This window comes from Pseudomonas sp. EA_35y_Pfl2_R5, assembly GCF_963970805.1.
GTDB lineage: Bacteria > Pseudomonadota > Gammaproteobacteria > Pseudomonadales > Pseudomonadaceae > Aquipseudomonas.
Window position 1 is genome coordinate 124,295 of record NZ_CAXAOW010000008.1, and the last position, 26,334, is coordinate 150,628.

Genomic DNA, 26,334 nt, shown 5'->3' on the forward strand with positions numbered 1-26,334 from the left:
GACGCACGCCGCTTAGGCCTGGAAAGCGCGGCAGCTCAACGCTTGGCGATGATATACACCGCATGCACGATGCCGGGGATGTAGCCCAGCAGAGTCAGCAGAATGTTGAGCCAGAAGGCCCCGCCGAAGCCGACTTGCAGAAACACGCCGAGCGGCGGCAGGAGGATGGCGATCAGAATACGAACGAGGTCCATGGGGCGTTCTCCTTTTAGATATGTGTAGAGATCGACCATGCATCCGCACCAGCGGTTCCTTGCCGCTTTCGCGCGGCGCCACCCATAATCGGCCGCACCTGATTCTGGATGTACTGCGCACATGGCCATTGCCCGCGACGACCTCGACCAACACGGCCTGATCATCGGTGTTTCGCCCGAGCGTTTTCGCGCCGTGGCCATGCCGTTGCTGTTCGACCATCTGAATGCCCAATGCGAGGGCACCATCGCGGTCAATCGGCAGGCGCGGATTGTCTGGATCAACGACAAGTACGCCGAGAAGGTCGGCATCAGCAACCCGCGTAGCGTGCTTGGCAAGGAAATCGAAGAAGTACTGCCGGCCAGCCGTCTGCGCGAAGTGGTGGAAAGCGGCCAGCCGAGCATGCTCGACCTGATGGCTTTCGGCAGCGAGCACTTTGTGGTCACGCGTATTCCGTTGCGCGATGAAGACGGCACCCTGGTCGGCGCGCTGGGTTTCGTACTCTTCGACCGCGCCCGCCACCTCAAGCCGCTGATGGCCAAGTTCAACGTGCTGCAGAACCAGCTGGTCGCCACTCAGCACGAGCTGGCCAAGGCGCGCCGCGCACGTTACACCATCGCCGGTTTTATCGGCGCCAGCACGGCGGCCAGCGAGGTCAAACGCCAGGCCCGCCGCGCTGCACAGCTGGACGCCACGGTGTTACTACGCGGTGAAACCGGCACCGGCAAAGAGCTGCTGGCCCAGGGCATCCACAACCTGTCACCACGGGCCAACGGGCCGTTTGTCGCGGTCAACGTCGCCGCCATTCCGGAAACCCTGGTCGAGGCCGAACTGTTCGGCACCGCACCCGGCGCCTTTACCGGCGCGGATCGTAAGGCACGCATCGGCAAGTTCGAGGTGGCCGACGGCGGCACGCTGTTTCTCGATGAAATCGGCGACCTGCCGCTGCCACTGCAGGCCAAGCTGCTGCGCGTGTTGCAGGAGCAGGAGGTAGAGCCGCTCGGTTCCAATCAGGTCAAACCGCTAAATGTGCGGGTGGTCGCCGCCACGCATATCGACCTGGAAGCCAAGGTCGCCGCCGGCCAGTTTCGTGACGACCTCTACTACCGCCTTAACGTCCTGGCCCTGCGCGTACCGCCACTGCGCGAGCGCCGCGAAGATATTCCGGCGCTGTTGGAGCATCTGCTCGACGATATCGCCAACCGCTCCGCCCAGGCGCCACTGGAAGTCAGCGACGACGCCCTCGCCCTGCTCAGCGCACAGCCCTGGCGCGGTAATGTGCGCGAGCTGCGCAACCTGCTGGAGCGCGCGCAACTGGATGTCGACGGTCGCCTGGATGCGCAGACGGTGCGGGCGTTGCTGGTCGACCCGGTGACGCCCGCCGTGCAAAGCCCTGCACCGCAGCCAGCGAACAGCGTGACGCAGACATTGGCGGAGCAACTGGCACAGGCCGAGCGCCAGGCGCTGACCGAAGCCCTGCACGCCACAGCCGGCAACCGCCAACAGGCTGCACAACGCTTAGGCATCTCCCGCGCAGGGCTGTATGCCAAGTTGGCCCTGCATGGGTTGGGTAAGCATGACTAAGCCAGGCGCAACTCGCAGCCCGAATGTACGCACGCAGTTTCCTGTAGGGGCGGCGGGGTGCCTAACCCATGCCCGCGGTGTTAGTAAGTCCACCAGATCGCGGGCATGGCCCGCTCCTACGAGAACCACCAATCCAAATTTCTGGAATTACGCGACCTTGCACATCCAGATTTCTGGATTAATTCCAAAAATAAAGACACCTCACCTTCCGCCAACAACCCTGCAAAATCGCCCGAAAACCCACGCAACCCTTCAATCACAAGCCTTTCACCCACCTAGACCAAAGTCGTAGCCCCGCCTGGCACAGCTTTCGCTCTAGTCTGCTTAACGCTTGCTCTCGGCTGCCTAGTTAAACGAGCACGCTTATCAGCGCCGCCAGAGAGCGGCGCTTAAAACAACAACAAAAGGAACCAGCCATGGGTACCCTCGGTATTCTGATTTCCCTCGCATTGTTGATGTACCTCGCCTACCGCGGCATCAACGTGTTGATCCTCGCCCCACTGCTCGCGCTGCTGGCATTGCTGTTTGCCGGCGATATCGGCCTGTTGCTGCCCACCTACACCCAGGTGTTTATGAAGGCCATGGGTGGCTATGTGATGCAGTTTTTCCCGCTGTTTCTGCTCGGCGCGCTATTCGGCAAGTTGATGGATGACTCGGGCTCAGCCCGCGCTATCGCCCATGGCATCGTCGCGAAAGTGGGCAGCGAGCGGGCGATTCTGGCCATCGTGTTGGCGTGCGGCATCCTCACCTACGGCGGCGTGTCGCTGTTTGTCGTGGCCTTTGCCGTGTACCCGATTGGCGCAGCGCTGTTCCGCGAGGCGGGCATTCCAAAACGGCTGATTCCCGGCGCCATCGCCCTCGGCTCGTTCACCTTCACCATGACTGCCCTGCCCGGCACCCCGGCGATTCAGAACGCCATCCCCAACCCGTTTTTCGGCACCGACGCCTTTGCCGCGCCGGGCCTTGGGGTGATCGCCGGGCTGATCATGTTCGGCCTCGGTACCTGGTGGCTTACCGCGCAGTCGCGCAAATTGATGGCTGCCGGTGAAGGCTACGGCGAGCATCGCGATGACCCGGTAGCCGAGGACAACCGCACTACTCCCGGCTTCTGGCTGGCGTTGCTGCCGATCTTTGTGGTGATCGGTTTGAACTTCCTGATGGCCAAGCAGATTCTGCCGAACCTCGACACCAGCTACCTGGCCAAGCCGGAGTTCGGCGGCCTGCAGGACGCCAAGTCGCTGATCGGTATCTGGGCGATTATCGTCGCCCTTAGTGCGGCCATCCTGCTGCTGATTGCCATGCACTGGAAGCGCTGGATGGACCTGAAGAAGAGCGTCAACGACGGCGCGTTCGGCTCCATGCTGCCGATCCTCAACACCGCTGCCGAAGTGGGTTACGGCACGGTGATCGCCTCCCTGGCCGGCTTTGTGATCATTCGCGACCTGGTGCTCGGCGTCTCCGATAACCCGCTGATCTCCGAAGCCGTGGCGGTGAATATCCTCGCCGGCATCACCGGTTCGGCCTCCGGCGGTATGTCGATTGCGCTGAAAACCCTCGGCGAGCAGTACCTGACCCTGGCCAACGCCGCCGGCATCAGCCCTGAGCTGCTGCACCGCGTCGCCGCGATGGCTTCCGGCTGCATGGACACCCTGCCGCACAACGGCGCGGTGATCTCGCTGCTGGCGATCTGCAAACTGACCCACCGCGAGTCGTACAAATTTATCTTCGTCAACACCGTGGCCTTCCCGATGGTGGCGCTGGTAGTGGTGATTACCCTCGGCACTATGTTTGGCAGCTTCTGATCCGGTGCATCCGTAGGAGCGGCGGGGACGCCTAGTTCCATGCCCGCGAACCGCTATCGCGGGCATGGCCCGCTCCTACAGGGTGACGCCGTTTCCCCATCCCGTTTCTCGAGTAAGCACCATGAGCAAGATCATAACCGCCGCCGCTGCCGTGGCGCGCATCCCGGATAACGCCAACCTGGCCACCGGCGGCTTTGTCGGTATCGGTTTCGCCGAGGAAATCGCCATAGCCCTGGAGCAGCGTTTTCTTGCTGAACAGGCTCCACGCGACCTGACCCTGGTGTATGCCGCTGGCCAAGGCGATGGCAAAGGCCGCGGCCTCAACCACCTGGCTCATGAAGGCCTGGTGCGACGGGTGATCGGCGGTCATTGGGGCTTGGTGCCAGGGCTGCAGAAGCTGGCGGTAGACAACCGCATCGAGGCCTACAACCTGCCGCAGGGGGTGATCTCCCAGCTGTTTCGCGACATTGCCGCCGGCAAGCCGGGACAGCTGTCGCGGGTCGGCCTAGGCACCTATGTCGATCCGCGCCACGGCGGCGGCAAGCTCAATGCGCGTACCACCACCGACTTGGTGCGGCTAATGCCGCTTGATGGTGAGGACTACCTGTTCTACCCGACCTTTCCGATCCACGTGGCGGTGGTGCGTGCCACCAGCAGCGATGCCGACGGCAACCTGAGTTTCGAGCGCGAGGCGCTGACCATCGAGAGCCTGGCCATCGCCATGGCTGCGCACAACTCGGGCGGGCTGGTGATCGCCCAGGTCGAGCGTATCGTCGAACGCGGCTCGATAAATGCGCGCGAGGTGAAGATCCCCGGGATTTTGGTCGATTGTGTGGTGGTGGCTGACCCGGCCAATCACCAGCAGACCTTCGCCACTGCTTACAACCCGGCTTTCGCCGGCGAAACCCGGGTGCCAGTAGACAGCCTAAAGGCCATGCCGTTGGATATACGCAAACTGATTGCGCGCCGCGCGGCGCTGGAGTTGAAAGCTGGTGCGGTGGTCAACCTCGGCATCGGCATGCCGGAAGGCGTGGCAGCGGTGGCCGCCGAAGAAGGCGTGATCGAGCGCCTGACCCTGACCGCCGAACCCGGGGTGATCGGCGGCATACCCGCCTCGGGGTTGGATTTTGGCGCGGCGAGCAACCACAGCGCGCTGCTCGACCAGCCTTATCAGTTCGATTTCTACGACGGCGGCGGTCTGGATATCGCCTTTCTCGGCCTGGCCCAGGCCGATGCAGCGGGCAATCTCAACGTGTCCAAGTTCGGTTCACGTCTGGCCGGTGCCGGCGGCTTTATCAATATCAGTCAGAACGCCAAGCAGGTGGTATTCCTCGGCACCTTCAGCGCCGGGCCACAGGACATCCGCATCGAGGACGGCCAGCTGCGCATCATCAAGGACGGCGAACTGCGCAAGTTTGTCGCCGAAGTCGAGCACCGCACCTTCGCCGGCCACCAAGCCGCCGAACGCGGCCAGCCGGTGCTCTACGTCACCGAACGCTGCGTACTGCGCCTGACGCTGGACGGTCTGGAGCTGATCGAAGTGGCGCCGGGGGTGGATATCCAGCGCGACATTCTTGAGCGCATGGACTTCGCCCCCATCGTGCGGCAGCCAACGCTGATGGATGCACGGCTGTTTCTGCCGCCGCCGATTGGCCTGGGCGAGCAGCTGAATGCTAATGCGCTGTAACCCACCATGGCGGCCTAGCGATATACCGCAATGGTGGGTTACGCGGCGTCCCGTTTGCGTGGCGATAACCATACCGCCCCAGCGCCGCTAACCCACCCTACAAAAGCGGACGCACCCGTATCGGTAAAGCCGTAGGGTGGACCACGCTTCACCGGTCCACCATGGGCAATCGAGACAAACGCCCATGGTGGAAATAAACAACGATTTCCACCCTACGTCTTTTCGCCCAACTTATGCCGCGCCGCATACAAACACACCAGCTCCATCGCCACGGCGGCGCCAGCCAGGGCGGTGACTTCGGCGTGATCGTAGGGTGGCGACACTTCCACCACATCCATGCCGACCAGGTTGATGCCGCGCAGGGCGCGCAGGATTTCCAGCGCCTGATGGCTGCTCAGGCCGCCGCATACCGGCGTGCCGGTGCCGGGGGCGAAGGCTGGGTCGAGGCAGTCGATATCGAAGGTCAGGTAAACCGGGTTATCACCGACCCGTGCGCGGATCTGCGCGGCGATCTGCTCCGGTGTGCTGCGGTGCACCTGGCGCGCATCCAGCACCTGAAAGCCCATCACGTCGTCATTGGTAGTGCGCAGGCCGATCTGCACCGAACGCGACGGATCGACCAGGCCGTGCTTGGCCGCGTAATAGAACATGGTGCCGTGGTTGATGCCCTGCTCCACCTCATCGGTATCCGGCCAGGTATCGCTGTGGGCATCGAAATGCACCAGCGACAGCGCGCCATATTTCTGCGCATGGGCTTTGAGCAGTGGGTAGCTGATGAAGTGATCGCCACCCAGGGTAAGCATGCCGCAGCCAGCCTGAACGATATGCGCGGCATGCGCCTCGATCACCGCAGGGGTGTTCTGCGGCTGGCTGTGGTCGAAGTTGCAGTCGCCATAGTCGATCACCGCCAGGTGGTCGAAGGGGTCGAACTCCCAGGGGTAATGCCGCTCCCACGCACTGGTGATCGACGCCGCGCGAATCGCCCGTGGGCCGAAACGGGTGCCGGGGCGGTTGGTGGTGGCGGTGTCAAAGGGCACGCCGCTGACCACCAAGTCCACGCCCTGCAAATCGCGGCTGTAGCGCCGGCGCATAAAGCTGGTAACGCCCGCATAGGTCGGTTCGGAGAAGGTGCCGTAGAGGCTGTCGCGGGTGAAGGCCAGGTCGTTGCCGTTAAATGCTTCCATTGCCTTGTCCTCAATACTGACTGCGGAAAGTGGTCCAGACGCGCGTGCGCTCACGCTGTTGGCGCAGTGGCATCAGTTGCTCGGCAAACAGCCGTGCGCGCACCACTTCACCGGGGTAGATATCGGCATCGCCGCTGATCGCCGGGTCGACCAGCACCGTGGCAGCCTGGTTGGCGTTGGCGAAAAACACGTTGTTGGTCAGCTCGGCGATGGCCTCGGGCCGCAGCATGTAATCGATAAAGGCGTGGGCGGCCTTGGGGTGCGGCGCATCGGCGGGAATCGCCATGGTGTCGAACCACAGCAGCGTGCCTTCACGCGGGATGCGGTACTGCACCTCGAACGGCTGCTTGGCCTCAAGGGCGTTGGCCGCCGCCATATAGGCATCGCCGTTGTAGGTCAGCGCCAGGCAGATTTCGCCCTTGGCCAGATCATTGATATGCCGCCCGGCGCCGACGTAACGCAGGTTAGGTTGCAGCTGGGTAAGCAGCTGCGCCACCGCATCGAGGTCGGCGCGCTCGCTGCTGTAAGGGTCTTTACCCAGGTAGTTGAGAACGATGCTGATCACTTCCTGCGGCGAGTCGATCACCGCGATGCCGCAGTCCTTGAGCTTGCTGGCGTACTCGGGCTTGAACAGCAGATCCAGGCTATTCAGTGGCACGCCGGGCAGACGCTGCTCCAGCGCCTGGCGGTTGAACCCAACGCCAACCGTGCCCCAGGTGTACGGCAGGCCGTACTGGTTGCCGGGGTCGGCACTGGCGAGTTTGCTCAGCAGCGCCGGGTCGAGGTTCTCTAGATGCGGCAGTTGATTGCGGTCCAACGGCTGCACAGCCTTGGCCTGAATCGCCCGGGCCAGGCCGCTGGAGGCTGGGAAGACGACGTCATAGCCGCTGGCGCCGGTGAGCAATTTGCTGTCCAGGGCTTCGGCGCTGTCGAAGATGTCGTATTTGACCGTGATCCCGGTTTCGTCCTTGAAGCGCTGTAAAGCCTGTTCCGGTAGGTAGGCGGACCAGCTGTAGAGGTTGAGGGCTTTCTCTTCGGCCTGAGTGGCAAAGGCGCAACACAGCAGTAACAGGGGCATGAGCGAACGCATGGCGAACAACCTCATCGGCGGTTAGTGGGCTGAGGTCATCCTGCCGCGCGGTTTGCTTTGGATAAATATGAAGTGGCCTACGCTGACATTGCCATCCATCAATGTTTAAGCGGATGAACGCGTCCGCTGCGCCAGCAGCCGACTAGTCTTGCTAGACCACCTAGGAGAGCGGCGCGATGAGCGAGCTGCAGGTCGATGAACGCTTCTGGCTTGATGCCGAGCAGGACAAACGTGACGCCGAAGGACTCTGCGCCGCCCTGCACCGGCGCGCGCAAAATGGCGCCCCGATGCGCGGCTTTCAGCTCAAATACGCCAAGCTGGCCGGCATCGATTTGGTCAACCACCACCAGCACAGCGGCTACGACCTGCGCGATAGCGACCTGTACCGCGCCGACCTGCAGAAAGCCCACCTGTTTGGCCTCGACCTGCGCGGCAGCTCGCTGATGAAAGCTGATCTGCGCGGCGCCAATCTGCATTGCTGTGACCTGCGCGACTGCAACCTATTGGGCGTGCAACTCGACGGCGCGCGCCTGGACAACGTGATCTGGGATCGGCGCCTGCGCCAGGAACGCCAGGGCAGCGCGTACCAGCGCCTCGGCGACACTGAAACCGCGCGGCGCTGTTTTGAAGAAGCCGAGGAAACCTACCGCAACCTGCGCCTGCACCTGGAGAAAGCCGGGCTGTTCGAGCAGGCCGGGCTGTTCTTCCACCGCGAAATGGTTATGCGCCGCAGGCAACTGCCGCGCTACGGTGGTAGACGCCTGCTGTCCTGGCTGGTCGACCTGTTCAGCGGCTACGGCGAAAAACCGCTGAACGTTGTGCTGTTCTCCATGGCACTGATTGTTTTCTGCGGCCTGCTGTACTTTCTGGTCGGCTTACAACACACCGGACAAACCCTGGGCCTGGCTCTGGAACGCGGCTGGCTGGCCAACCTGGATGACCTCGGCGACTGCCTCTACTTCAGCGTGGTGACCTTCACCACCCTCGGCTACGGCGACATCACACCCCACGGCCTGGCCCGCCCAATTGCCGCATTCGAGGCCTTTGCCGGCAGCTTTACCATGGCGCTGTTTGTCGTGGTGTTTGTGAAGAAGATGACCCGCTAACCCCGTAGCGGCACCCAGATTTCCACCTGGCCCGTACCCGTCATCGGGTTGAAGTCGCCGCTGTAACGCTCGAACTCAGGCGCATCGGCGCCCTGCAGCCCGGCATTGGGCAGCCAGCGCTGGAAGATGGCGTTGAAGGTCTCGTGAATGCTCGAGATATGCCCGCTGTGCAGAAATACGGCGTAACGATGGGCGGCTAAACGCTGCTGGGTGAAACCCGCAGGTAAGTCATCGGTGCGATTGACCAGTACCCCGGCGATGTATTCAAAACTGCCGTCGTTCTGTGGATTGCAGCACACGCCAAAGGTTTCCCAGCCCTGCTGCCCCGGCACGCGACCGATATAGGGCACGAAACGCTGCCACAGCGCGGCAATGCCCTGGGTCGTATCGGCGGTGAAACGCTCGCCGAGCCCGGCGATCAGCAGTTCCTCGCCGTCGACAAAACGGGGTTCTAACAGGGGAAAAGTAGTAGTTGCTTGCATGCGTAGGGCCTCCCGCAATTCGATTCCATTCAAGGTACCGTTCGCGCGCAACGCCTCGGGGGTTAGTCCGAAGTGCTCGCGGAACGCTCGGGTAAATGCCTCATGGGAGCCATAACCGACCTCCAGCGCGACCTCGAGAATATCCGGCGCACCCAGTGCCAGACGATGCGCTGCGCGGCTCAAGCGACGCGCCTTGACGTAGCGCATCACCGACCACCCAGTAGCACCGGCAAACACCCGTGACAGACTGAACCGCGACAGGCCGCAGACACTGGCGAGCCGCTCCAGGTCGAGCGCTTTATCGAGCTCCGTTTCGATCAGCCAAAGGGCTTTGCTGACGGGATCCATTTCCGCTCCTCACAAGACATGGCGGCAGTATCGGCAGCCGATACGCAGCGCGCTTGATCGTTCTTGCACACAGACTGCAATGCTGCCACGGCGCAGCGTCAGGCGGACGCGGGTGCACCCCAGGTTGCTTTGAAGAAAAATCAAGTGATCTACTGACGCATCGACCACCAGCAATGTTTGGAGCCTGCATGCTCAGCCAGTTACGCGACCTCGATCTGCAGTTGCTGCGCCTGTTTGTCACCGTGGTGGAGTGCGGTGGCTTTAGCGCCGCGCAAGGCGAGTTGGGGATTGGGCAGTCGACCATCAGCACGCAGATGGCCAAGCTGGAAACCCGCCTGGGCTTTCGCCTGTGCGAGCGCGGCAAAGGCGGTTTTCGTCTGACGCCCAAGGGTGAGCAGGTGCTGAGCGCCACGCACAAACTGTTCAGCGCCATCGACACTTTCAAGGGCGAAGCCCAGGGCATGGCCGACAAGCTGCTGGGTGAGCTGCGCATTGGTTTGTCAGAAGGTCTGGCAGCCAGCGTGCTGGAACAGGTTGCCGAGGCCATTGGCCGCTTTCGCGGGCGTAACCAGGCGGTGCAAATCGAGCTGCTGACCGCCATGCCGGCCGAGCTGGAGCGGCGCCTGCTGCAAGGCCAACTGCACCTGGCCATCGGCTATTTCTCTGGCAACCAGACCGCGCTGAATTATCAGCCGCTGTTTCGTGAGCGTCAGGTGCTGTTTTGCGCAAAGGGGCATGCGCTGTTCAAGCGCCGGCAGATCAGCCGGGAAGACCTGCAGCAGGCCGATCGGGTGCAGCACCCTTACCGTTTTGTGCAGGTGCACGAGCCGTTTCAAAGCTCACCCAGCTCGGCGCAGACCGAACAACTCGACGGCGCGCTGGCGTTTATCCTCTCCGGCCGGCATATCGGCTACTTGCCCGAACATATTGCCGCGCCCTGGCTGGCCAACGGTCGCTTTCGCGTACTGCTGGCCGAAGAGCTGGGTTTTGCGGTGCAGTTTCACCTGGCCAGCCACCGCGGCCAGCACCCCAGTGATGCCCAGCGCGCGTTTGCCGAGGATTTGCTGGCAGCCTTCGTCATTTGACGCAGAACGGCACTGGGCTGGTGGCGGTCTATAGTTTCCAGTCTCGTCGCCCACCCCCACAAGGAGTCGTCATGAGTAAGACCTACAGCGTCGCCGTGCTAGTCGGTAGCCTGCGCAAGGCTTCGATCAACCGCAAACTGGCACTGGCCCTGAGCGAACTCGCGCCACCCTCGCTGCAGCTGAAGATCATCGAAATCGGCGAGCTGCCGCTGTACAACGAAGACATCGACCAGGACAACCCGCCCGCCGCCTATAACGATTTCCGCAGCCAGGTGCAGGCGGCCGATGCCCTGTTGTTTGTCACCCCGGAGTACAACCGTTCGGTGCCCGCACCGATGAAGAATGCCATCGATGTCGGCTCGCGGCCCTACGGCAAAAGTGCCTTCAGCGGTAAACCCGGCGCTGTGCTGAGCGCCTCGCCTGGGGCCATCGGCGGCTTCGCCGCCAACCACCACCTGCGCCAGTCCATGGTGTTTCTCGACGTCCATATGATGCAGCAGCCGGAGGCCTATCTCGGCGGTGCCGGCAACTTCTTCGATGAAGCCGGCAGGCTCGACGATGGCATCAAACCGTTTCTACAGAAATTTATCGACGCCTATGCCACCTGGGTAGCGCGACATCTGTAGCAGGCCATGAGCTACTGTGCCGGCGGCTGGCGCAACTGCCCAGCCAGCCGGTCAATAGCGGCAATGGTCTGGACAATCTCAGCGTGGATATCCGGCGTTCCCAGGCAGGTGCTGCCAGGGTACGCCCGGTATTCACGGGTTTCCGCTTCCAGCTGCAGGCATGGATCGAACAGCCCTTGGGTAAGGGGTTGGAAAATAGTCACAGGATGCTCCTTGCCGGGTACGCGCCGGCGTGACGATTGAGGTCAGGAGGCAGTAGCAAGGGGCACAAAGCCGTACAGCATTTCTTATGGCTAGACGCGTCTCAGATTGCACAGGCCGGATGGGCAAACGCGGCCCGCCGACGCGCTTAACAGTCCGCCGATTGCAGCGACGGGTCAAGCCATCGGCCGCCGAACGGTTAGCCCTGACTCAACAATGGCGGCATCGGACAGTCGAGAATATCCGCCACCGCACGCATCAGCTCAGCTTCGGCGGCGTTGATTTGGCCGTCATGCTCGATGCAACGCGCCATAGCTTTAAGCAGCTGCGGTTTCTGCAACGGCCAGAGCAGACTCAGGCGCCGCAGTGCAGGTTCAAGCGCCGCTAAATTACTGGCGCTGGCCGGCAGCAATTGCTCAAGCGGAAACGCCAGCTCGCTACCGGCATGCTCGAAGGCTGACTGCGCGGCAGGCTCATCCACCCCGCCGGCGCGGGCCAGCAGCGATAGCACCACGCGGGTTTCAGCGGCCAGTTCCTGCAGCTGATAGCGACTGGTTTGCGCCCGCACGCCTTCGACATTGCGCTCGACGATGCGTAGCAGCGTCCATTCCAGCAGCGCGACCCGGCCATCGGCGCGAATCAGCAGAGCCAAATTGGCCTTGAGCGCGGCGAACTGATCGGTCGCCAATTGCTTGAGGGCCGGCATGGCCAGATCCAAAAGAGACAAGCGCATCCCAGGCGCCAACTGGCGCAGCGGCTCGCGCAACTGCTCAAGCTGCGCGGCTACCTCGGCAGCGATACGTGGTTGCAGCAGCTGTAATTGCTGCGTGGCCTGCGTCTCGACGGGGTCAAGCAACAAGCCGTAGAGCAGCGCCTGAGCGCCACTGCAGCAGTGCGCCGCCTCGCTCAGGGCAATATCCAGATGCGCCAGAGTGCTGCGTGCGGCCAGCAAATGTGGCGCCTGCGGATCGCCAATGGCGTCAATTGCCTCACTCGCTGAGGCGGGGCTCAAGCCTGGGACAAACGCGCTCAGGTCATACAGATTAACGGCCGAATCGCTGGCTGCTGCAGCAGGCGTTGCCAAGCTAAGCTCCGCCACATTCGGGTAACTGCCATCCCAGCTTGGGGTGATGCGGCGAATGCGTTGGTCCAATGGCGGGTGGGTAGCCAGCATGCCGTCCAGCGCCTGACGGACGCCGGCAGCAAAGTACATATGGCTGAACTCGGCGGCATGCCCGGCCTGCAGTTGTGAGCCATACAGGTTGCCGCCGATCTTCTTCAAGGCGCCAGCAATGCTCTCCGGATTACGCGTGTACTGCACCGCCGAAGCGTCGGCGAGAAACTCGCGCTGTCGGCTTACGGCAGCCTTGATCAGGTTGCCGAAAAAGGTCCCAGCATAGCCCAGCACCCACAGCGTGACGCCGATGGCGAGCACAATCGCCACCGAGTTGTCGCGACTGGAACGGCTACCGCGCCCGCTGCTGCGCAGCAAAAAGCCGCCAATCAACCCCAGCAGCAGAATGCCGTGCAGCACCGAGACCAGACGCGTGTTGAGGCGCATATCGCCATGGAAGATATGGCTGAACTCATGGGCGATCACCCCCTGCAGCTCATCGCGGCTGAGCTGGCAGATCGCTCCACGGGTAATTCCGATCACCGCATCCTGCGGCGTCAGGCCGGCGGCAAAGGCGTTGATCCCGGCATCATCAAGCACATACACCGGCGGCACCGAGGTGCCCGAGGCCAGGGACATTTCCTCGACCACATTGAGCAGCCGGCGCTCTTCAAGGTTCTGTGGCGACAGGTTGATCAAACGCCCGCCCAAACGCTCGGCAATCGCCTGGCCGCCGCGGCTCAGCTGCAGCTGCTTGTACAGACTGCCCAGCAGCACCACGCCAATCACCGCCAGGGCGACACAGCCCACCAGTGGCCAACTGGGCAATACGCTGTTCGGCGCGTCGCTGGCCAACCACAACGAGGTGTGGTTCTGACCAAAGAGCTGCCAGACCAACCCCAGCACCAGACTGGTCAGGGTGATCAGACTAAGCACCGCCAGCACCATCAGAATCAGCAGACGCCCGCTGTTACGCCGGGCGCGATCCTGTTGCTCGAAGAAATTCATCGTGCCGAGCCCTTAACTTAGAACGACACCTTCGGCGCTTCCTGAATCGCCGCACTGTCGGCGAACTCCAGCAGGCTGGCATCCTGGGCGTGGCCGAAGCTGGCGGCCAGCAATACTGGCGGGAACGCCTGTTTGTAAGTGTTGTAGGCCATCACCGCGTCGTTGAAGGCCTGACGAGCGAAGGCCACCTTGTTCTCGGTGCTGCTCAGCTCTTCACTGAGCTGCTGCATATTCGCCGAGGCCTTGAGATCCGGGTATGCCTCAAGGGTAACGTTCAGGCGACCCAAGGCGCTGTTCAGCAGCCCTTCCGCCCCGCCCAGTTGCGCCATGCTCTGCGCATTGCCAGGCTGCGCCGCAGCGGCCTTGAGCCCGGTGACGGCGTTGTTACGCGCGGCAATCACCGCCTCCAGGGTCTCGCGCTCATGGGCCATATAGCCCTTGGCGGTTTCCACCAGATTGGGGATCAGGTCATAACGGCGCTTGAGCTGCACCTCGATCTGCGCAAAGGCGTTCTGAAAGCGGTTACGCAACGTCACCAGCTGGTTGTAGATGCTAATCACGTAAAAGATCAACGCGACGACAACCGCCAGGAAAATCAGCGTGGAGATGGACATGGGGAAATCCTTATCGCATGCGGGAGAGAAGCAGATGGTAGCGGAAAAGCGTGCGGCAAGAATTACCCCGCCGTCACAAGCCTTGTAACAGCGTCAGAATGGCCTGCGGACGCTGGTTGGCCTGCGCCAGCATGGCCGTTGCGGCCTGCTGCAGAATTTGTCTGCGCACCAACTCCGAAACCTCAGCGGCGTAGTCGGTATCTCTGATACGGCTTCGTGCTGCACTGAGGTTCTCAGCGCTATTCTCCAGGCTGGCGATGGTGTATTCGAGACGATTCTGTATTGCCCCCAGCTCAGCGCGAGCACCATCGATCAGGCTCAGCGCTCCGTCGATCACACCTATTGCCAGCTGTGCGTCGATATCGCTGAGCAAGTCGATATCATTCACGCTCTCCAGAAGGCTGAAGTTTCGCGCCGTACTACCATCGACAGTGATGCCGTCCACCTCGGTACTGAACGCGTTATTGCTGCTCATGCGCACCACGCCAATGGCCCTGGCGGATGAATCATCATCAAGCGTCGCCACAGCACTCGTCAGCTCATCCTCACCGCTGTAATCGAACGCCTGGATCACTGCGGTGCCATTTTCCTCCGACAGAAAATCCTCAAGAACAATGTCGTCGCCCGCCTCACTGACCAACCACAACTTGCCATCTTCAATGCGCGCACTGATGCCTGTTGTGCCTTTTTCAGCATTGATGGCTTCGGCCAGTAGACCCAGATCGCCGTTTTCCAGCTTGCCGCGAATACTTACAGCCTCGGTGTTAGAACCGTAGAGTTCAAAGCTGTAGGTGTCGTCCTCACTGAAACTCAACTGCACAAGCGTGCGGGCGTCCGCTGTAACGCCGGTGGTTTCGGAGCGTTTGTTGATGCTGCTGGCGACCGACTTGGCCGAACCCTCGACCGCAAAGCGGGTTGTGGCACGACCATAAACAGTCAATTCGCCACTCACGTCGTTATCAGGAATCGCGCCGTTTTGCGCCAGCAGCCCACCCAACTGATCAGCCGCCAGCACGCCGGTGGTGCCATTGACCAGATCGCGCGAGTTAACCCCAATACGCTTGACTCCAAAATTGCCGAGGCTGACAGCAATCGTTTCAAACGCATTGGCCCCGACCTGTAATGCGCTTGAGCCATAGCTGCCATCCAGCAACTTGCGCCCGGCAAAGCTCGTAGTTTCGGCAATCCGACCCAGCTCCTGCTGCAACTGCAAAACTTCCTGCTGCAGCGCACTGCGCTCATTAATCGAGTTGGAGCCGTTGGCGGCCTGCAGTGCCAAATCGCGCATGCGCTGCAGAATAAGAGTGGATTGTTGCAAAGCCCCCTCGGCGGTCTGGGCCAGGGAGATGCCATCATTAGCGTTGCGAACAGCGATCCGCATGCCGCTGATCTCGCTACTCATGCGATTGGCTATCTGCATACCAGCAGCATCATCCTTGGCACTGTTGATGCGATACCCAGTGGAGAGGCGCTGCATCGACGTTTCCAACGCACGCGCAGTCTCATTCAGGCTGCGCTGAATGCTGAGCGATGAAACGTTGGTGTTAAGCGTCAGCGCCATTTATGGACCCTTTGGCGAATGCAACTCCCTTACCGCCCCCTACTGGGATTGACGGCCATCTCAACTTAGCGGCGGCGCTGGCGCTTTCTTGAGAGGAGCAACCAAAGTTTTTGTCCGCTTATCGATAATCCTTCATCAACAACTCGAATAGCGGCACAAACTATTTGGCAAAATAGACCGACCGGTCTATATATTTAGCCCATGAAAAAGATCTCGACCCGCGACAAACTGATTCACGCCATGGCCGATGCCTTGCAACGCAAAGGGCTGCATGGCGTTGGCCTGAGTGAGCTGCTGGAAATTGCCGGCGCGCCCAAGGGCAGCCTCTATCACCACTTCCCTGGCGGTAAGAGCGAGCTAGCGGTGGCAGCTATCGACCATATCAGCCGGCATATCGACAGCCTGTTTACCCAGCTTTTTGCCCAGCAGTCGGACCCGCTCAAGGCGCTGCACAACTGGTTACAAGGCGCTCTGCAACAGCTGGAGAACAGCAAGTTCGAACGTGGCTGCCCGCTAGCCACCGTCGCCTTGGAAAGTGGCCCGGAAGATCTGGAAATTCGCGCCGCCCTGCAGCGCAGTTTTACTGCCGTGCGCCAGGCGCTAAGCGCACAACTGCATGCCTACGGTTACCCCAGCGAGCAGGCGGATAACCTCGCCGCACTGTTTGTCGCGCTGTATGAAGGCGGGCTGCTGCAAGCCCGCGTGGCCGGCAGCAGCGAGCCGCTCAAGCGCGCAGCCACTGCCCTGTTCAACCTGACCCGCGAACAGTTTCCGGGAGGAGTCCGCCCATGAACACCCCAGCCATCCTTAGCGAAAACGTGCAGCTGCCGGCACTCGACGGTTATCCGCTCACCGCCACGCTGTACCACGCGCCGGAGCCGATCGCGCAGCTAGTGATTGCCGGCGCCACCGGCGTGCCGCAGGGCTTCTATCGACGTTTTGCCGAATACGCCGCGCAACGCGGCTACAGCACCCTGACCCTGGACTACCGCGGTATCGGCCAATCGAAACCCGCCAGCCTGCGCGGCTTTGCCATGGACTATCTGGACTGGGCACACCTCGACCTGGCGGCTGCCGTCGACCAGCACCGTCACCCGCAGCGGCCGCTGTATATGGTCGGCCATTCCTTTGGCGGGCATGCCTTCGGTCTGCTGCCAAACCATGATCAGGTCCAGGGTTTTTACACATTCGGCACTGGTGCCGGCTGGCACGGCTGGATGCCCAAGGCCGAGCAACTGCGCGTGCTGACCATGTGGCGGTTGATCGGCCCACTGCTGACCCGCTACAAGGGCTACCTGGCATGGAGCAAGCTGGGCATGGGCGAGGACCTGCCACTGGGCGTGTACAAACAGTGGAAGCGCTGGTGCAGCTACCCGCGCTACTTCTTCGAAGACCCGCAAATGCCGGAATTGGCGGAGCGCTTTGCTCAGGTCAGCACGCCGATTATCGCCGCCAACGCCCTTGACGATCTGTGGGCCCCGCCTGCCTCGCGCGATGCCTTTATGGCCGCCTACAGCGCCGCGCCTTATCAAGCGCGCACCATTGACTCAACCGCCAGCATCGGCGCCATCGGTCATATGGGCTACTTCCGCCCGGCTGCGCAGTCGCTTTGGGATGAAACGCTGAACTGGTTTGCTGAATTACAGGCGCAGCGCCAGGCCGCCTGAACATCCGATAACAAAGGAGGCTTTGCTGATGAGCATGATTCCCGCAGGCTTTACCCCGCTGTTTAGAAGCAGCCCCTTTCTTGATCTGCTGGGGCCGATCTACAACCAGCGCACAGAGACGGGCCTGGTGATTGGCCTACGTGCCGAGGAAAAACACTGCAATGCCCGCGGCCTGGTGCATGGCGGCGTACTGAGCAGCCTGGCCGACGTCGCCCTGGGTTATAACAGTGCCTTCGCCCACGAGCCGCCCACGCCAATAGTCACCAGCAGCCTGACCATCGACTACGCGGGCACCGCCAAACTCGGCGACTGGATCAGCATTGAAAGCGATGTACAAAAGGTCGGCAAAAGCCTGGCGTTTGCCAATTGCTACTTCATGGTCGAATCCGTACGCATCGCCCGTGCCAGCGCGGTATTTAGCGTAATCACGCGATAGCGTTCGCACGTCGAGATGGTTGAGCGGTTTGGCGAACGCAAGCCAGAAAAGGTCAGAAGCGCTTTTGCCTGAAAGCCCCAGAGGGGTAAAGCGCATGGAGGCGCTGAGCATAAAAAATCATCTGGAATGATTTTCAACATCGCGCAGCGATGGCCCGAAGGGTGGCGGCCATGGATGGCAGCCCACAAAAACGTCGGGAACGTTTTTGCGCGCAAGCCCCAAGGGGTAAAGCGCATGGAGGCGCTGAGCATAAAAAAGAAAACCCCGCGATTGCGGGGCTTTTGCAGACTGTTTGCTGACATCCTTGATCTGCTTGCCATCCTGGCAGCTGTCCCACGTATCCTTGTTGCTAAAGTGCGCTTCCTGCGCGACGTCCACGGGCAGCAGATTAGCCATCGCCCGCTAACCGGCATAGTGGCAATCTGCATCACACCGTGTAAGCCATCGCCTACACAACGCTTTTTCGGGTAAAACCGAGCAACCGCTCGGCTTTATTTTGTGACGTAGGTCTTGTTAGACTCGATCCTGTCTTACAAAAACAACAAGCGCCGACAACGGCGGTCATTGGGGCTACGCATGCGCTCACTGCTTTTCGCCATCGGCTGTCTGACAGCTAGCATCAGCCTACCCACATTGGCCAACGGACAGAACCAACTTTCCGATCCCAAAGCCGCCGTGCAATTGTTCTGGAGCCAGCTTTACGGCCAGGGCGGCAGCACGCTGTATTGCGGTAAAGACTTCACCGAAGAGAGCGGCCAGCTCAAAGCCAGCGCGATCTACAGCACTAGACAGCTGAAAAGCGCCCTGCGCTGCGTCACCGACCGTCAGTGCGGAATCATGAACCCGCGTTATGTCTACATGACCTCCGATCTGCACAACCTCTACCCGGCAATGACCCGCGTCGAGCTGGTGCGGCGTAATGCGCAGTTCGGCGAGCTGGACGACAGCGTGCCAAGCAAGTTCGACGATATCGGCTGCCATATGAAGACCAGCTTCCAGCTAGTCGAGCCACGCGACGAAGCCAAGGGCAACGTGGCCCGGGCGATTTTCTATATGCATGTCGAGTACGACCTGCCCATCGTTGGCCAGGTGCAGGTGTATAAGAAGTGGCACCAGATGGACCCGCCGGACGCTGAGGAAAAGGCGCGTAACGACAAGATCGCCAGCCTGCAAGGCACCCGCAACCGCTTTATCGACAATCCGGAACTGGTCGAGCAGCAGATCAATAATTGATCGGCGTCACTCAGCGTTTGCTATGAGCGGCGCGGCTTGTGTGATGAACGCAGCTTGTAACGATCGCCCGGATGGATCAACCGGGCGTAGCTGATCAGATGCTCATCCGACCAGGTCCGGCGAATCACACTCAGGCACGGCGCGGCCACTTCGATAGCCAGCCAGTCGGCCACCTGCTGATCCACCAACACCGCCTCGACCACATGCTCGACATCGGAGATCGGGCAGCTGCTGACCAGCACCTCGTTGGGCGTCTGCCGGGAAAAATCACTGTCCAGGTAATGCGGCACCCAGCGCGGGTTGACGAAGCGGTCTTCCAGCTGGATCGGCACGCCATCCTCGCGGTGCACCAGAATGCTGTGAAACACCTCCGCGCCCAGACGCAGGCCAAGGCGCAGCGCCACCTCATCATCGGCCGCCAGCGCTTCACAGCGAATGATGTCGTTACTGTAGGCGTGCCCACGACCGCGCACTTCATTGGCAATATTCAGCACTTCATGCAGCGATGATTCGGCCTTGCGGTCGGTGACAAAGGTACCCAGGCCAGCCTGGCGCAGCAGATAGCCCTTCTGCACCAGATCGCGAATGGCCTTGTTGGCGGTCATCCGGCTGACTCCGAAATCCCGCGCCAGCTGCTCTTCCGGCGGAATCTGATGATTGACCGGGTAAGCGCCGCTATGGATGCGCTCCAGCAGAAACGCTTCAATCGCTTTGTAGCGCGGGGTTGTACTGCTCACAGCGGCTCCTTGGGGTGTCCCGATGCGCGGATAATAACGCGTCAACAAGCCGCAACGTAGGGTGGGCAACGCTTTGCTTGCCCACCGTTGCAACACGCTAAGCCCAGTGGGCAAGCCTCGTGTTGCCCACCCTACCCACGGGCCCGACTACGTTAGTGACGGCAGCATCCCAGTCGGCAACAGTGGGGTCAGCACGCGCTCGGCGAGCAGGGCATTGGCTGCCTCGATATCCGGGGCGAAGAAGCGGTCTTCAACGTAGTACGGCACCTGCGCGCGCAGCGCCTGACGCGCCTGTTCCAGCAGCGGCGAGCTTTTCAGCCCTTCGCGAAAATCCAGGCCCTGGCACGCGCCCAGCCATTCGATGGCCAGTACGCCACGGGTATTGGCGGCCATTTCCCACAGGCGTTTGCCAGCAGCAGGGGCCATGGACACGTGGTCTTCCTGGTTGGCCGAGGTCGGCAGGCTGTCGACGCTGTGCGGATGAGCCAGCGCCTTGTTCTCGCTGGCCAATGCGGCAGCGGTAACCTGGGCGATCATAAAGCCGGAGTTGACCCCGCCATTGGCCACCAGAAACGGCGGCAGTTGTGACATATGCTTGTCCATCATCAGCGAGGTACGGCGTTCGCTCAGGGCGCCGATCTCGGCGATGGCCAGGGCCAGGTTGTCGGCGGCCATGGCCACGGGTTCGGCGTGGAAGTTGCCACCGGAAATCACATCGCCCTCGGCGGCGAACACCAGTGGGTTATCCGATACCGCATTGGCTTCCACCGCCAACACCTCGGCGGCCTGGCGCAGCTGGGTCAGGCAGGCGCCCATAACCTGGGGCTGGCAGCGCAGCGAATAGGGGTCCTGCACCTTGTCGCAAGCCTCATGAGAGCGGCCGACTTCACTGCTGTCGCCGAGCAGATGGCGATAGACAGTTGCGGCATCAATCTGCCCACGCTGGCCGCGGGCGGCGTGGATGCGCGCATCGAAAGGTGCCCGCGAGCCCAGCGCCGCCTCGACGGTCAGGCCGCCGCAGACGGTCGCCGCGGCGAACAGATCCTCGGCCTCGAACAGACCGCGCAGCGCATAGGCGGTGGACACCTGGGTGCCGTTGAGCAAAGCCAGACCTTCCTTGGCCGCCAGGGTCATGGGTTCGAGGCCGGCAATCGCCAGGGCTTCGCTCGCCGGCAGCCACTGGCCTTTATGGCGCGCCTGACTTTCGCCGAGCAGCACCAGCGACATATGCGCCAGGGGCGCCAGGTCGCCGGATGCACCCACTGAGCCTTTCAATGGAATGTGCGGATAGACCTCGGCGTTGATCAAGGCGATCAGCGCCTCGATAACTTTCAGGCGGATGCCCGAGAAACCACGCGCCAAGCTGTTGACCTTGAGCAGCATGATCAGCCGCACCATGGCGTCTTCCAGCGGCTCGCCGATGCCGGCAGCATGCGACAGCACCAGCGAGCGCTGGAGTTTTTCCAGGTCCTCGTTGGCGATGCGGGTCGAGGCCAACAGACCGAAACCGGTGTTGATGCCGTAAGCGGTACGGCCTTCGGCAATGATGCCGTTGACGCAGGCAACACTGGCTTCGATGGCCGGATAGGCCGACGCTGCCAGGCTCACACGCAGGGGTGCCTGGTAGGCGGCGCGCAGTTGGGCCAGGGTCAACTGGCCAGGGTGCAGGGTAAACAGGCTCATGCATGGGCTCCTTGGGTCGCGCCAATCATCGGCAGGTCGAGGCCCTGCTCGCTAGCGCAATCTACGGCAATCTCATAACCGGCATCGGCGTGGCGCATCACTCCGGTGCCCGGATCGTTGCGCAGCACGCGGCCGAGTCGGGCGCGGGCTTCCGGCGTGCCGTCGGCCACTATGACCACCCCGGAATGCTGCGAATAGCCCATACCGACGCCGCCACCGTGGTGCAGCGACACCCAGGTCGCGCCGCCGGCGGTATTGAGCAGGGCGTTGAGCAGCGGCCAGTCGGAGACGGCATCGGAGCCGTCCTGCATGGCCTCGGTCTCACGGTTGGGGCTGGCTACCGAACCCGAGTCGAGGTGGTCGCGACCGATAACGATCGGCGCTTTCAGCTCGCCACTGGCGACCATGTCGTTGAAGGCCTGAGCCAGGCGCGCGCGGTCTTTCAGGCCGACCCAGCAGATACGTGCCGGCAGGCCCTGGAAGCTGATGCGTTCACGGGCCATGTCCAGCCAGTTGTGCAGGTGGGCGTCATCCGGGATCAGTTCCTTGACCTTGGCGTCGGTCTTGTAGATGTCCTCCGGGTCGCCGGACAGCGCCACCCAGCGGAACGGGCCGATGCCCTGGCAGAACAGCGGACGGATATAGGCCGGAACGAAACCAGGGAAATCGAAGGCGTTGTCGACACCCTCCTGCAAGGCCATCTGGCGGATATTGTTGCCGTAGTCGAAGGTCGGCACGCCCATCTGCTGGAAGGCCAGCATGGCGCGCACATGCACGGCCATGGACTGCTTGGCGGCCTTGACCACCACGGCCTCCTCGGTCTTGCCGCGGGCGACGTATTCGTCCCAGCTCCAGCCTGCTGGCAGGTAGCCGTGGCGCGGGTCGTGGGCGCTGGTCTGGTCGGTGACCATATCCGGCCGAACGCCGCGTTTGACCAGTTCCGGGAGGATCTCGGCGGCATTACCACAGAGGGCGATGGACACCGCCTTGCCTTCGCCGGTGTATTTGTCGATACGCGCCAGGGCGTCGTCGAGATCGGCGGCCTGTTCGTCGACGTAACGAGTCTTCAAGCGGAAATCGATACGGCTCTGCTGGCATTCGATATTTAGCGAGCAAGCACCGGCCAGGGTCGCCGCCAGTGGCTGCGCACCGCCCATGCCGCCAAGGCCGGCAGTCAGTACCCAACGGCCCTTGAGGTTGCCGCCGTAATGCTGGCGACCGGCCTCGACGAAGGTTTCATAGGTGCCCTGGACGATGCCCTGGCTGCCGATATAGATCCAGCTGCCGGCGGTCATCTGGCCGTACATGGCCAGGCCCTTGGCATCCAGCTCGTTGAAGTGCTCCCAGGTGGCCCAGTGCGGCACCAGGTTGGAGTTGGCCAGCAGCACGCGCGGCGCGTCCTTGTGCGTCTCGAACACGCCAACCGGCTTGCCGGATTGAATCAGCAGGGTTTGGTTGTCCTCCAGGCGGGTCAGCACTTCGACGATCTTGTCGTAGCACTCCCAGTTACGCGCAGCGCGGCCGATGCCACCGTACACCACCAGCTCCTTGGGATTCTCGGCCACTTCCGGGTCGAGGTTGTTCATCAGCATGCGCAGCGGCGCTTCGGTCAGCCAGCTCTTGGCGGTCAACGTGGTGCCACGGGCGGCGCGGATTTCGGTATCGCGGAAGAGGCTCATTGGGGCTCCTGTTCTTGTTAGCTGTAAGGTTCGGTTTCAGAGAGTCAGGGTCAGTAGATGAATCAGCCGCGCCGCGACCTTGGCGGTGCGGCTGTCGATATCCTGTTCGGGGTTGAGTTCGGCCAGGTCCATCAGGCGCAACTTGCCGCTGTCGCGCACGGTTTCCAGCAGCGGTTCGAGCAGCGCCAGCGGCACGCCACGCGCGGCCGGGGCGCTGACGCCGGGGGCTTCGCAGGCCGGCAGCACGTCGATATCGATGGTCAGGTAGATGGCATCGCAACCAGCGATAAAGGCCGACAGTTCGGCGCTAAGTGCCGGCAGGCTGCCTTCCCTGATCTCACGGTCTTCACGCACCAGCACGTTCAGCTCGGCGGCGCGCTGGAACAAGGCGCGGGTATTGCTGGCGCGGCTGACACCGAGGCAGGCATAAGCGAACGGCCAGCCACGGGCGGCGCACTGCTCGGCAATCTGCGCGAACGGCGTGCCGGAGGAACGCACGTGAGCCGGGTCGCGCAGATCAAAATGCGCATCGAAATTGATAATGCCGATACGTGGGGCAGCAGCGCCGGCCATATGCTCGGCAATGCCCTGCCAGCTGCCGAAGGCCACCTCATGGCCGCCGCCGAGCACGATGGGCAGATGCCCGGCATCCAGCAGCGCGCAGACGTTATGACCGAGGCGCGCCTGGGCGCTTTCCAGATCGCCATCGGTGCACAGCACATCACCGGCGTCATAGGCCGCGCCCTGGCGATGCCAGGCCAGGTTGGCCAACGCCTTACGCATCGCCAGCGGACCATTTACTGCGCCAACGCGGCCATGGTTGCGCCGCACGCCTTCGTCGCTGGCGAAACCGAGCAGGGCCACGCCAGGCTGGCTGTCGGCGCTGAGCGCCTGAATGCGCTGATGCCAGCGCGGGCTGTCGGCTTCCGGGTCGATGCGGCCCTGCCAGAGGTCCATGGAATGACGATCAGCGTGCATGGCTGTTGGCCTCTTTTCTGTAACTAATGGCGCCGTTGAAGATGCGCTGACGCAGCCGGCCCGGCTGGACTGCATAGGCCAGTTCGGCGGGTTGCTGCACATCCCACAGGCACAGATCGGCTGGGGCCCCAACCTCAACCCGCCCGAGATCTGGGCGACCGAGGGCGCGGGCGGCATGGGCGGTCATACCGGCCAGGGCTTCGCGCGGGGTCAAACGGAACAGAGTGCAGGCCTGGTTAAGGGTCAGGGTCGGAAAGCAGATCGGCGAAGTGCCAGGGTTGGCATCGCTGGCCAGGGCCATCGGCACCTTGTGCTGACGCAGCAACGCAATGGGCGGCAACTGGGTTTCCCGCAGGGTATAAAAGGCCCCCGGCAACAGGGTGGCCACGGTGCCGGCGGCAGCCATGGCCTGCACCCCGGCCTCGTCGAGAAACTCGATATGGTCGGCCGAGAGGCCCCGATAACGTGCGGTTAGGGCACTGCCGCCCTGATTGGACAATTGCTCAGCGTGCATCTTGATCGGTAGGCCATGGCGCTGCGCCGCCTGGAACACTAATTCGCACTGCGCCGGCGTGAAGCCGATGTTTTCGCAGAACACGTCCACCGCATCGGCCAGGCCTTCGGCAACGGCCGCCGGGATCATCTCGTTGCACACCAGGGCGATATAGCCATCGCTGTCGTCGGCGAACTCCGGCGGCAAGGCGTGGGCACCGAGCAAAGTAGTGGTGATGCGCACGGGCAGCAACTCGCCGAAACGGCGGGCGACGCGCAGCATCTTCAACTCATCGGCGGTGCTCAGGCCGTAGCCGGATTTGATTTCCAGGGTGGTGACGCCGTCGTCCAGCAGCGCCTGTAAACGCTGCAGGCTCTGCGCCAGCAGTTCGTCCTCGCTGGCCGCGCGGGTGGCGCGCACGGTGCTGAGAATGCCGCCGCCGGCCTTGGCAATCTCGGCGTAGCTGGCACCCTCAAGGCGCTGCTCGAACTCAGCCGCGCGGTTGCCGGCGTACACCAGATGAGTGTGGCAATCCACCAGACCCGGGGTCATCACCCCGCCCCGCCCGGCTTCGACCGCGCCCTCAGCCATAGCCTCAGGAAATGCGCTGGTAGGCCACAGCCCCGCGACCTTGCCATCCGCCACCAGCAGATTGACCGGCTCAGCCAGCGTCGTCAGGCCATCAAAGAGGCAGAGCTCGCGCCAAAGCAGGCGCGGGGCGGACGGGGACATGGGACTCTCCTTGAGCGAACTTGTATATACAATAGAATTCGACCATGCAGTCGTCAACCCCGTTCGTCAGCCAAAAATCACTGCCGTGCTACAACCGTCATATGCCCGCGCGAAGGCATAACCAAAGAAACCGCCGAGATAGACGGCGCATGCTACTCAACAGCAAAGTCCAGTAGCAGACGGACGGCAGCGCTCGGCTCGCACAGCCTCTGTGCAGTCGTAATACGTTAATGTATATACATATACATATACAAACAGCCTGTATGAGCAACCGCCGTGAGCATCCGGATTATCGACAGCAGTACCGCCCGCCAACTGTCATGGAAGAACGGCAAGGGCGTAACCCTGGAACTGGCCATCGCACCGCCTGACGCGGATCTAAGCAACTTTGAGTGGCGTATCAGCAGCGCGCGGGTGGAAAGCGCCGGCCCCTTCTCTCATTACCCAGGCATCGACCGTAGCCTAGGGCTGCTCGGCGGCGCTGGCCTGCGCCTGAATCTACCCGAGCAGATCAGCCTCGAGCTCGATAGCCACACCCCGGTGGTGGCCTTTCCCGGCGAGCTGGATGTACAGGCCGAGCTGCTTGATGGCCCGGTGCAGGACTTCAATCTGATGAGCCGTCGTAATCGCTGGCAACACCGCCTGGAATACCGCGAACTGCAGGGCCAGCAGTGGCTCGACAGCAGCGCCGTGCTGTTTATCTACTGCTGCAGCGGCGCTGGCCTGACGTGCGCCAGGGCCGACACCGCGCCCGTCAGCCTGAACGCCGGGCAAGGCTTGCTGGTGCAAGACGAAGCCGGCCCCTGGCGGCTGACCAGCCAGGGCCGCAGCGCCCTCTACCTGGCGCGACTGGAGCCGGCCAGCGCCGGACAGGGCGCCATTGATCTGCTAAGCGACAACTGGGTTTAGCGCCAGACAAATCCAGGCCCTTAAACGCAAAAGCCCCGGCACTGGGCCGGGGCTTTGCATTACAAGTAAGGCGTAGCCACTGTTTTGGGTCTCGCGAGCTAGA

The 26,334-nt window shown here is 62.2% G+C and carries 25 protein-coding genes; 11 read left to right on the top strand and 14 right to left on the bottom strand.

Going from position 1 to position 26,334, the window contains the following annotated elements:
* Nucleotides 1–35 precede the first annotated feature (35 nt).
* Nucleotides 36–194: a YqaE/Pmp3 family membrane protein gene (locus AACX99_RS15015; protein ID WP_074679695.1), complete on the bottom strand. Its 159-nt coding sequence runs from the start codon at nt 192–194 to the stop codon at nt 36–38.
* A gap of 121 nt (nt 195–315) precedes the next feature.
* Between AACX99_RS15015 and AACX99_RS15020 the strand changes: the two genes are divergently transcribed.
* The 3 genes from AACX99_RS15020 to AACX99_RS15030 all read left to right on the top strand — a co-directional run bounded on the left by AACX99_RS15020 (nt 316) and on the right by AACX99_RS15030 (nt 5,265).
* Nucleotides 316–1,776, top strand: coding sequence for a sigma-54 interaction domain-containing protein (locus tag AACX99_RS15020; protein ID WP_339413014.1), 1,461 nt, complete (start codon nt 316–318; stop codon nt 1,774–1,776).
* Nucleotides 1,777–2,192: 416 nt separating this feature from the next.
* On the top strand, nt 2,193–3,578 hold the full coding sequence (locus tag AACX99_RS15025) for a GntP family permease (protein WP_339413016.1): 1,386 nt from the start codon (nt 2,193–2,195) through the stop codon (nt 3,576–3,578).
* A 121-nt stretch (nt 3,579–3,699) separates the two neighbouring features.
* Nucleotides 3,700–5,265, top strand: a complete 1,566-nt coding sequence (locus AACX99_RS15030) for an acyl CoA:acetate/3-ketoacid CoA transferase (protein ID WP_339413018.1) — start codon at nt 3,700–3,702, stop codon at nt 5,263–5,265.
* Between the two features lie 212 nt (nt 5,266–5,477).
* Here AACX99_RS15030 and speB read toward each other — a convergent pair whose 3' ends face one another.
* Both speB and AACX99_RS15040 read right to left on the bottom strand, forming a co-directional pair.
* Nucleotides 5,478–6,449, bottom strand: a complete 972-nt coding sequence (speB, locus tag AACX99_RS15035) for an agmatinase (protein WP_339413020.1) — start codon at nt 6,447–6,449, stop codon at nt 5,478–5,480.
* A gap of 10 nt (nt 6,450–6,459) precedes the next feature.
* Nucleotides 6,460–7,539, bottom strand: a complete 1,080-nt coding sequence (locus tag AACX99_RS15040; RefSeq protein ID WP_339413021.1) for a polyamine ABC transporter substrate-binding protein — start codon at nt 7,537–7,539, stop codon at nt 6,460–6,462.
* Nucleotides 7,540–7,715: 176 nt separating this feature from the next.
* Between AACX99_RS15040 and AACX99_RS15045 the strand changes: the two genes are divergently transcribed.
* On the top strand, nt 7,716–8,645 hold the full coding sequence (locus AACX99_RS15045) for an ion channel (RefSeq protein WP_339413023.1): 930 nt from the start codon (nt 7,716–7,718) through the stop codon (nt 8,643–8,645).
* On the opposite strand, the gene AACX99_RS15050 is transcribed toward AACX99_RS15045, so the two are convergent.
* Nucleotides 8,642–9,475 carry an AraC family transcriptional regulator gene (locus tag AACX99_RS15050; RefSeq protein ID WP_339413025.1) on the bottom strand — a complete coding sequence of 278 codons (834 nt, stop codon included), beginning with the start codon at nt 9,473–9,475 and terminating at the stop codon, nt 8,642–8,644. The two genes, AACX99_RS15045 and AACX99_RS15050, sit on opposite strands and share 4 nt — an antisense overlap.
* Before the next feature lie 188 nt (nt 9,476–9,663).
* Here AACX99_RS15050 and AACX99_RS15055 point away from each other — a divergent pair, with 188 nt between their 5' ends.
* A complete protein-coding gene (locus AACX99_RS15055; RefSeq protein WP_339413026.1) occupies nt 9,664–10,560 on the top strand; it encodes a LysR family transcriptional regulator in 897 nt (298 codons plus the stop codon).
* 71 nt (nt 10,561–10,631) lie between these two features.
* Nucleotides 10,632–11,186, top strand: coding sequence for an NADPH-dependent FMN reductase (locus AACX99_RS15060; RefSeq protein ID WP_339413027.1), 555 nt, complete (start codon nt 10,632–10,634; stop codon nt 11,184–11,186).
* Between the two features lie 11 nt (nt 11,187–11,197).
* On the opposite strand, the gene AACX99_RS15065 is transcribed toward AACX99_RS15060, so the two are convergent.
* From AACX99_RS15065 to AACX99_RS15080, 4 genes are all read right to left on the bottom strand, one after another.
* Nucleotides 11,198–11,389, bottom strand: coding sequence for a hypothetical protein (locus AACX99_RS15065; protein WP_339413029.1), 192 nt, complete (start codon nt 11,387–11,389; stop codon nt 11,198–11,200).
* Between the two features lie 197 nt (nt 11,390–11,586).
* Nucleotides 11,587–13,509, bottom strand: a complete 1,923-nt coding sequence (locus AACX99_RS15070) for a M48 family metallopeptidase (RefSeq protein WP_339413031.1) — start codon at nt 13,507–13,509, stop codon at nt 11,587–11,589.
* 17 nt (nt 13,510–13,526) lie between these two features.
* Nucleotides 13,527–14,123 carry a LemA family protein gene (locus AACX99_RS15075; RefSeq protein ID WP_339413033.1) on the bottom strand — a complete coding sequence of 199 codons (597 nt, stop codon included), beginning with the start codon at nt 14,121–14,123 and terminating at the stop codon, nt 13,527–13,529.
* 73 nt (nt 14,124–14,196) lie between these two features.
* Nucleotides 14,197–15,684, bottom strand: coding sequence for a flagellin N-terminal helical domain-containing protein (locus tag AACX99_RS15080; RefSeq protein WP_339413035.1), 1,488 nt, complete (start codon nt 15,682–15,684; stop codon nt 14,197–14,199).
* A 201-nt stretch (nt 15,685–15,885) separates the two neighbouring features.
* Between AACX99_RS15080 and AACX99_RS15085 the strand changes: the two genes are divergently transcribed.
* Genes AACX99_RS15085 through AACX99_RS15095 form a run of 3 tightly spaced genes read left to right on the top strand, consistent with a single transcriptional unit; the run spans nt 15,886 to nt 17,787 of the window.
* On the top strand, nt 15,886–16,476 hold the full coding sequence (locus tag AACX99_RS15085) for a TetR/AcrR family transcriptional regulator (RefSeq protein WP_339413037.1): 591 nt from the start codon (nt 15,886–15,888) through the stop codon (nt 16,474–16,476).
* Nucleotides 16,473–17,351, top strand: a complete 879-nt coding sequence (locus tag AACX99_RS15090; protein WP_339413039.1) for an alpha/beta hydrolase family protein — start codon at nt 16,473–16,475, stop codon at nt 17,349–17,351. The genes AACX99_RS15085 and AACX99_RS15090 overlap by 4 nt, the downstream gene beginning before the upstream one ends.
* A gap of 28 nt (nt 17,352–17,379) precedes the next feature.
* Nucleotides 17,380–17,787 (top strand): PaaI family thioesterase, encoded by a 408-nt coding sequence (locus AACX99_RS15095; RefSeq protein ID WP_339413041.1) that lies wholly within the window; start codon nt 17,380–17,382, stop codon nt 17,785–17,787.
* Nucleotides 17,788–17,904: 117 nt separating this feature from the next.
* Here the strand turns inward: AACX99_RS15095 and AACX99_RS15100 are convergent, their stop codons facing one another.
* On the bottom strand, nt 17,905–18,183 hold the full coding sequence (locus AACX99_RS15100) for a hypothetical protein (RefSeq protein ID WP_339413043.1): 279 nt from the start codon (nt 18,181–18,183) through the stop codon (nt 17,905–17,907).
* Nucleotides 18,184–18,363: 180 nt separating this feature from the next.
* On the opposite strand from AACX99_RS15100, the gene AACX99_RS15105 reads away from it, so the two are divergent.
* Nucleotides 18,364–19,020 carry an endonuclease I family protein gene (locus AACX99_RS15105; RefSeq protein WP_339413044.1) on the top strand — a complete coding sequence of 219 codons (657 nt, stop codon included), beginning with the start codon at nt 18,364–18,366 and terminating at the stop codon, nt 19,018–19,020.
* Between the two features lie 20 nt (nt 19,021–19,040).
* Here AACX99_RS15105 and hutC read toward each other — a convergent pair whose 3' ends face one another.
* The 5 genes from hutC to hutI all read right to left on the bottom strand — a co-directional run bounded on the left by hutC (nt 19,041) and on the right by hutI (nt 25,322).
* On the bottom strand, nt 19,041–19,757 hold the full coding sequence (gene hutC / locus AACX99_RS15110; protein ID WP_090377627.1) for a histidine utilization repressor: 717 nt from the start codon (nt 19,755–19,757) through the stop codon (nt 19,041–19,043).
* A gap of 147 nt (nt 19,758–19,904) precedes the next feature.
* A complete protein-coding gene (gene hutH, locus AACX99_RS15115; protein ID WP_339413046.1) occupies nt 19,905–21,440 on the bottom strand; it encodes a histidine ammonia-lyase in 1,536 nt (511 codons plus the stop codon).
* A complete protein-coding gene (gene hutU / locus AACX99_RS15120) occupies nt 21,437–23,119 on the bottom strand; it encodes a urocanate hydratase (protein ID WP_339413048.1) in 1,683 nt (560 codons plus the stop codon). Before hutU ends, hutH begins: the two co-directional genes overlap by 4 nt.
* 36 nt (nt 23,120–23,155) lie before the next feature.
* Nucleotides 23,156–24,097 (bottom strand): formimidoylglutamase, encoded by a 942-nt coding sequence (gene hutG, locus AACX99_RS15125; RefSeq protein ID WP_339413049.1) that lies wholly within the window; start codon nt 24,095–24,097, stop codon nt 23,156–23,158.
* Nucleotides 24,087–25,322: an imidazolonepropionase gene (gene hutI / locus AACX99_RS15130; protein ID WP_339413050.1), complete on the bottom strand. Its 1,236-nt coding sequence runs from the start codon at nt 25,320–25,322 to the stop codon at nt 24,087–24,089. The genes hutG and hutI overlap by 11 nt, the downstream gene beginning before the upstream one ends.
* 276 nt (nt 25,323–25,598) lie before the next feature.
* Here hutI and AACX99_RS15135 point away from each other — a divergent pair, with 276 nt between their 5' ends.
* Nucleotides 25,599–26,231, top strand: a complete 633-nt coding sequence (locus AACX99_RS15135) for a HutD/Ves family protein (protein WP_339413052.1) — start codon at nt 25,599–25,601, stop codon at nt 26,229–26,231.
* The last annotated feature ends 103 nt before the right edge of the window (nt 26,232–26,334 follow it).